Source organism: Bacillus sp. AFS053548, assembly GCF_002575105.1.
Lineage (GTDB): Bacteria > Bacillota > Bacilli > Bacillales > Bacillaceae_G > Gottfriedia.
Window position 1 is genome coordinate 96,017 of record NZ_NUHI01000032.1, and the last position, 6,916, is coordinate 102,932.

Here is a 6,916-nt window from a genome sequence, read left to right on the forward strand (position 1 = left end):
ATGAGAATCACAGAATTATTAAAAATAGATACAGTTCTCATTGATTTAAATTCATCATCAAAAATGTCAGTAATTGATGAATTAATACAGGTTTTAGATCAGGCAGGGAAATTAAACGATAAACAACAGTTTAAAGAAGCGATATTAACACGTGAAGGTCAAAGTACAACAGGAATTGGAGAAGGTATTGCAATTCCACATGCTAAGACTGTAGCGGTTAAGGCTCCGGCAATTGCATTTGGTCGATCAAAAGATGGGATTGATTATGAATCACTTGATGGTCAACCGGCTCATTTATTTTTTATGATTGCAGCTAGTGAAGGCGCTAATAATGCGCATTTAGAAACATTATCTAGACTATCTTCACTTTTAATGGATGAAGAATTTCGTGGCTCATTATTAAGAGCAAAAGATGCAAATGAAATTATTCAATTAATCGATCAAAAAGAAAAATCGTTAAATGATGAAAATGAAGAAACAGTAATAGAAGATTCTTCACGTCCACTAGTCCTTGCAGTAACTGCATGTCCAACAGGTATTGCTCACACTTATATGGCGGCAGATGCTTTAAAGGCAAAAGCAAGAGAATTAAATATTGATTTAAAAGTTGAAACGAATGGATCAACAGGGATAAAAAATGAATTAACAAAAGACGAGATTAATAGAGCAGCAGCTATTATCGTAGCAGCGGATAAACAAGTAGAAGTAAATCGCTTTGATGGAAAACATGTCATCCAAGTACCAGTAGCAGATGGAATTCGTAAGTCAAAGGAATTACTTGAAAGAGCTGTTAAACAAGATGCACCAATTTTTCATGCTAATCATAATGGTGGTGGAAGTTCTTCAACTAATCAAGGTTCTGGTATTTACAAGCACTTAATGAATGGTGTAAGTAATATGTTACCTTTTGTAGTTGGTGGAGGAATTCTAATTGCGTTAGCATTTGCGTTTGGAGGTATTCATACAAAAGGTCCAGTTGCTGAATTACTAATGAAAATTGGAGGAACTGGCGCTTTTAGTTATTTAGTTCCTATATTAGCCGGCTTTATTGCAAGTTCGATTGCCGATCGACCTGGATTTGTACCAGGGGTAGTTGGTGGGTTTTTAGCTTCAAGTGCTGGCGCGGGATTCTTAGGTGGTTTAATTGCTGGTTTCTTAGCTGGTTATGTTGTACTTGGACTAAAGAAAGTATTTTCTAAGTTACCTAAGTCATTAGAAGGTATTAAGCCGGTTCTATTATATCCAGTATTTGGATTATTAATTACTGGTATTTTAATGGAATTAGTCGTAAATCCTCCTGTAACTTATTTAAATTCCGCTTTAACTCATTGGTTAAGTAGTTTAAATGGTGGAAACGCTGTATTGTTAGGATTAATTCTTGGTGGAATGATGGCAGTAGATATGGGTGGACCTATAAATAAAGCTGCATTCACATTTGGTATAGCTGCAATTGCAGCAAATAATTTTGCGCCACATGCTGCTGTAATGGCAGGTGGTATGGTACCTCCATTAGGTATTGCTTTAGCTACTACACTTTTCAAATCGAAGTTTACTGAAATGGAACGTAAATCAGGTATTACAAACTATGTTATGGGGATTTCTTTTATAACAGAAGGAGCGATACCATTTGCTGCAGCAGACCCAGTAAGGGTAATTGTAAGTTCTGTTGTAGGTTCTTCAATTGCAGGTGGACTTGCAATGGCATTTGGTATTACATTACCTGCGCCACATGGTGGAGCATTTGTTATTCCGTTAGTAAATAAACCAGTATTGTATTTACTAGCTATATTAATTGGCTCAATCATCACAGCGATCATGCTTGGAATTTGGAAAAAAAGAGTAAATGAATAATTAAGAAAAATAAAAAGGCGACCTTAAAGTCATTACTTTGACTTATGGGATCGCCTTTTTTTATTCAAATGTTAACAGTTTTACAAATACTGGAATTTACAAGTGAATAATAACCTTAATTTAACGCAAAATAAGTCTAATTTATTGTATGAGTTTGGAAATTGGGTGAAATGCATAATGCGTTCTAATAAACATAACCAAAATAATCGAGGTTCAATAATTGAAATAAGTGGCGATTTGGATCGGGATGTAGAAAATGTAAAAAAATCACTAATAAATACGAGTGATTTAACGATCAGACATTTAATGTTTCATAATAAAAAGATTGTAGTTGTCTATATTAGTACAATCGTAGGTAGAGAAGCTCTTGAAGTCCAAATCATTCAACAAATTATTAATAATCCAAAGAATACGATTCCGAATACTGTATCAATAAATGATGTTAAAAGTTCGGATTCATTTGATGAAGGTATTCTCAGTATTGTAAAAGGAAGCACACTCATTTTCACAGAGGATGAAAAAACTGTATTTATTTTAGAAACTACTTCCTTTCAAAATAGATCAATTCAACAGCCTAGTAGTGAACAAACGATCAGAGGCTCCCATGACGGGTTAGTAGAATGTATACTGACAAATATAAATCAAATAAGACGAAGAATTAGTAGTCCTAATCTTGTTGTAAAAACTCTATCACTAGGGGTAGAATCTGATACACGAATAGCAGTCTTATATATTGATACGATTGCAAATGAGGATTTAGTTAAGGAAGTCCATAGAAGACTTTCATATATAAATGTTGATTATGTCCATTCACCGGGTAATCTTGAGGAATTTATAGAAGATGATCCATATTCACCTTTTCCACAAGTATTAACAACTGAGAGATCTGACCGAATAGCGGGTAATTTAATGGAAGGAAAGGTTGCTATTCTAACAGATGGTAGTCCCTCAGCCTTTGTTTTACCAATTACTTTTTTCGCGTTTTATCAATCACCTGATGACTATAATAGCCGATGGATGGTTGCATCATTTGCTCGTATTTTAAGATTGGTTAGTTTTTTAATTGCTATTTCATTACCGGCACTATATATTGCATTAGTTTCTTTTCACTTTGAAATTATTCCAATTGACCTAGTGTTTAATGTAAAAAGCTCATTAGAAAACGTTCCATACCCACCATTAATTGAAGCACTAGGTATGCAAATAACATTAGAATTACTTAGAGAATCTGCAATTAGACTACCGAATCCTATTGCACAAACATTGGGTGTTGTAGGTGGTTTAGTAATAGGAACTGCAGTTGTACAGGCTAATTTGGTATCAAATACGATGATTGTTGTCATTTCACTTACGGCAATTGCATCATTTGTTGTACCAGATAATGAAATCGGAACCTCTGTCCGATTACTTGGTTTTCCTTTAATGTTTGCAGCATCACTAATAGGCTTAATTGGAATCGTTTTTGGACTTAGTATTATCTTAATCCATTTATGTAAACTTGAATCGTTCGGATCACCATATTTCGCGCCATTTGCTCCATTTAGAAAATCAGATTTAAAAGATACAGTTGTTCGCGTTCCACAATGGAAAATGAAAAAACGACCATTTGCAGCTTTACCAAAGACGTTTAAACGAGAAAATAATTCTAGAGGATGGGAAAATGATGAAAAATGAAAAGATGCTTTCAATAACGCAATTCACATTCGTCATCATTCAAGCTCAAATTGGTGTAGGATTACTTTCCCTACCATATGTAGTCCATAAACATGCACAACACGATGGTTGGATTTCAACATTAGTTGCTGGTGGTGGGGTGTTTTTACTTTTACTAATTATGTGGTTACTTGGTAGTAGATTTCCTAAAGATACGATCTATGAATATACAACGAAAATAGTTGGTAAATATATTGGGATTGTAATTTCGTATCTTTATATCTTATTTTTCTTTATTGTTGCGATTTATGTGGTGATCATCACCATTTCTGTACTAAAAAAATGGATTCTTACATTTACTCCACCTTTTGTATTAATCATATTTATAGTTGGTACAGGGGTTTATTTAGCAAAAGAAAATATGAAAGTAATCGCACGATTTTTTACTTTCGTTTGTGTTTTAATTTTATTTTTGATTTTCTTTGAATTTTGTTCTTACAATAATGTAAATTATCGCTATTTATTTCCAGTTGGACAGGCAGGTGTTAAAAACATCCTTCTTGGAGCTCACGATGCACTAATCTCAATGATGGGATTTGAGTTCATTTTAGTCTTATTTCCGTATGTAAAAGGAAAGCCAAACAAAATATTAAAAGCTGGAACAATCTCAATTAGTTTTGTAAGCATCTTGTATACATTTTTTTTAATTACAAGCTATATGAGTTTTAGCAAAGCAGAAATTGAAATCGTACCTGAGCCAATTTTATATTTACTAAAATCATTATCATATGAAGTGATTGAAAGATTAGACCTTGTCTTTCTTTCTATATGGGTTGTACCAATCTTAACTTCATTTGTGACCTATTTATATTTAACTAGTTTCGGAATCAGCAAACTCTTAAGGTTTAAAAGCCATAGTAAAACAACTATTTTTACAGGACTTGCTATTGCGATCATCTGTACTTTTTTACCAAATAGTGAAGAATTTGTAAAGAAATTTGGGACAATTCTTTCTTTTATAAGTTATTTTTTTATCTTTGCATTACCATTAATTTTATTAATTGTTTCGCTTATAAGAAAAAAGAAAGAACTCGGTAATTCATATGAAATATAAATTAGTATTGATCTGTTTAATTTGTATTTTGCCATTAACTAGTTGTTGGGATCAAAGATTACTAAAGGAGTCTAGGCTAGTTTATAGTGCTGGATTTGATTTAGCAGAGGATAATAATATGCTAGTAACTGCAGTCATTAAAACAAATAGCCAAGGTGGAAGTGATCCTACACAAGTTAAAACAACAAATGTCATTATTACTGCCACTGGAAAAACATCAAGTGATGCAAGAATAAAAGTTACTCGAAAAGTAGCAGGTGATTATGCTACTAATAAAACAAGGGTTTTATTACTTGGGGATGAATTGTCTAAACAGGATATTTATCCTATATTCGATGTTATATATAGAGACCCAAGAAGTTCATTAGGGGCAAAAGTTATTATTACTAAGGGCCGAGCGGTAGAAATTTTAAAACTAAGCAAAGTAGAGGAAACACTCATAAGCGAAGAAATTTTGGATCTAGTAACTAACGCAGAAAGTCATACGATGGTTCCGATTGAAAATGTTGAAACAATCTGTACAATTATGTTCGACCCAGGTGAAGATATTTTTTTGCCGCTAATTGAAAAAGATGAAGATAAATTGATCGATATTTCTGGGGTAGCATTATTTAACGATCACAAATATACAGGGTATAATCTTTTAGGAGATGAACCTACTATGTTACTTTTATTTAAAAATCAAATGAAGAAATACGCAAGATTCAATGTAGAAGTTAGTCCGAAAGAAAAAGATATTAGGGAACGATATATAACGATTCAAGTGAAAAAAAATAAGCCAAAAATGAAAATTAAAGTATCAAAAGGAAATAAAATAACCGTAAATTTAAATCTAAAACTGGACGTTGATACACTTGAGTATTCACATGATGAATTAGATTCCCAAAAAGAAATTGATAAGTTAAATAAAAAAATTTCAAAGCAATTAACAATAAAAGCTGAAAAAATCATTAAAACACTTCAAGAATCAAACTGTGATGCTTTAGGAATTGGCAGACAATTAATTTCATTTCATCCAGACGTGTGGAAAAAACTGGATTGGAAAAAAGACTATGCTAAAATTACCATTAAACCAAAAGTTGAAGTGAAAATTGTTGGAACAGGTATTTTAAAATAATAAAACCATCCATTGAGGATGGTTTCAGACTGTTGACAAACGCTCGCTTTCTTCGTTACTTCGCCTGTCTGCGGTGCTCATTACCGTCTAGGGTAACTCCGCTCCTCACCAGGCTTCGCGCCTCGAAAGACAAGCGCTTGCAATCAGTCTGAAAATCAAGTTTAAAGTACTTTGTCTACACACTGAAACCATCCATTGAGGATGGTTTTTTTGATTAGTTAGATTACAAAGTAATAAACACAGAAGAAATGACAAAGTGTTCCTAGCATAATAAATATATGGAAAATTTCATGGAATCCCCAATTTTTAAAAGATAAAAATTTAGGCTTAATTCCATAAATCACGCCACCAACTGTGTAGAAAATTCCACCTAAGATTAGCGCGAACATCCCTTTCATACTAATCGCATCAGATAAAGGTGCCGAAGCAAGTATAATAACCCATCCTAAAGCGATATAAAGGGCTGTTGATAACCATCTTGGACAACTAAACCAAATCAACTTGAACAAAACACCACAAAATGCAATGAAAGATACAATAGAAAAAATGATCCATCCCAATGTACCTTTTAGACTAATGATACAAAAAGGAGTATATGTACCTGCAATTAAGACAAAGATCATTGAATGATCCATCCGTCTTAAGAAAGCGATTATTTTATCGCTAGCTTTAGACATATGATAGGTCGTTGAAGCTGAATAGAGAAGTATCATACTTACACCGAATGCAATAACCGCAGATGTTTGTAATAAACTTCCACCAGAAAAAGTTGACTTTAAAACCATCGCTAGTAACCCAAATAGTGATAATATAGCACCGACTAAATGTGTCATGGAATTAATAGGTTCACGCATAAAGTTCCCCATGTTTATCTCCTCCAACTATGTTATGTAGTTTTGATAACTACATATAAAGTTATCACTAACTATATTATATAGTCAAGTGTTTAAAGAGAAAATTTTTTATGATAAAATTAACCTGTAAATTACATAAAAAGAGGTTAACAACTGTTAGTTTAAATTTATAAAAGTTTATAAAAATATCACAATTTGTTCTAAATGCAAATCACTCATTGTGTTTATATAGAATACATGAGGTGAGTAATTTGAAAGTTGATTCGATCTGTGGAACTGAACAAACTCTTAATAATATGAATAAATCATTGATACTTGCAAAAAGAG

General features: G+C 32.7%; 5 protein-coding genes. 4 read left to right on the plus strand and 1 reads right to left on the minus strand.

The annotated features are described in order from the left end of the window. The 4 genes from CN946_RS17500 (at window position 1) to CN946_RS17515 (ending at window position 5,735) form a co-directional block, all read left to right on the plus strand. A complete protein-coding gene (locus CN946_RS17500) occupies window positions 1-1,851 on the plus strand; it encodes a PTS fructose transporter subunit IIABC (RefSeq protein WP_098862318.1) in 1,851 nt (616 codons plus the stop codon). Window positions 1,852-2,028: 177 nt separating this feature from the next. Continuing rightward, entirely contained in the window at window positions 2,029-3,525 is a 1,497-nt protein-coding gene (locus CN946_RS17505) for a spore germination protein (protein ID WP_098862319.1), read from the plus strand. Continuing rightward, complete coding sequence (locus CN946_RS17510; RefSeq protein WP_218012665.1) at window positions 3,515-4,618, plus strand: GerAB/ArcD/ProY family transporter; 1,104 nt, start codon at window positions 3,515-3,517, stop codon at window positions 4,616-4,618. The genes CN946_RS17505 and CN946_RS17510 overlap by 11 nt, the downstream gene beginning before the upstream one ends. Then, window positions 4,608-5,735: a Ger(x)C family spore germination protein gene (locus CN946_RS17515; protein ID WP_098862321.1), complete on the plus strand. Its 1,128-nt coding sequence runs from the start codon at window positions 4,608-4,610 to the stop codon at window positions 5,733-5,735. The genes CN946_RS17510 and CN946_RS17515 overlap by 11 nt, the downstream gene beginning before the upstream one ends. Window positions 5,736-5,953: 218 nt before the next feature. On the opposite strand, the gene trhA is transcribed toward CN946_RS17515, so the two are convergent. Continuing rightward, window positions 5,954-6,601, minus strand: coding sequence for a PAQR family membrane homeostasis protein TrhA (trhA, locus tag CN946_RS17520; protein ID WP_098862322.1), 648 nt, complete (start codon window positions 6,599-6,601; stop codon window positions 5,954-5,956). Window positions 6,602-6,916 lie beyond the last annotated feature (315 nt).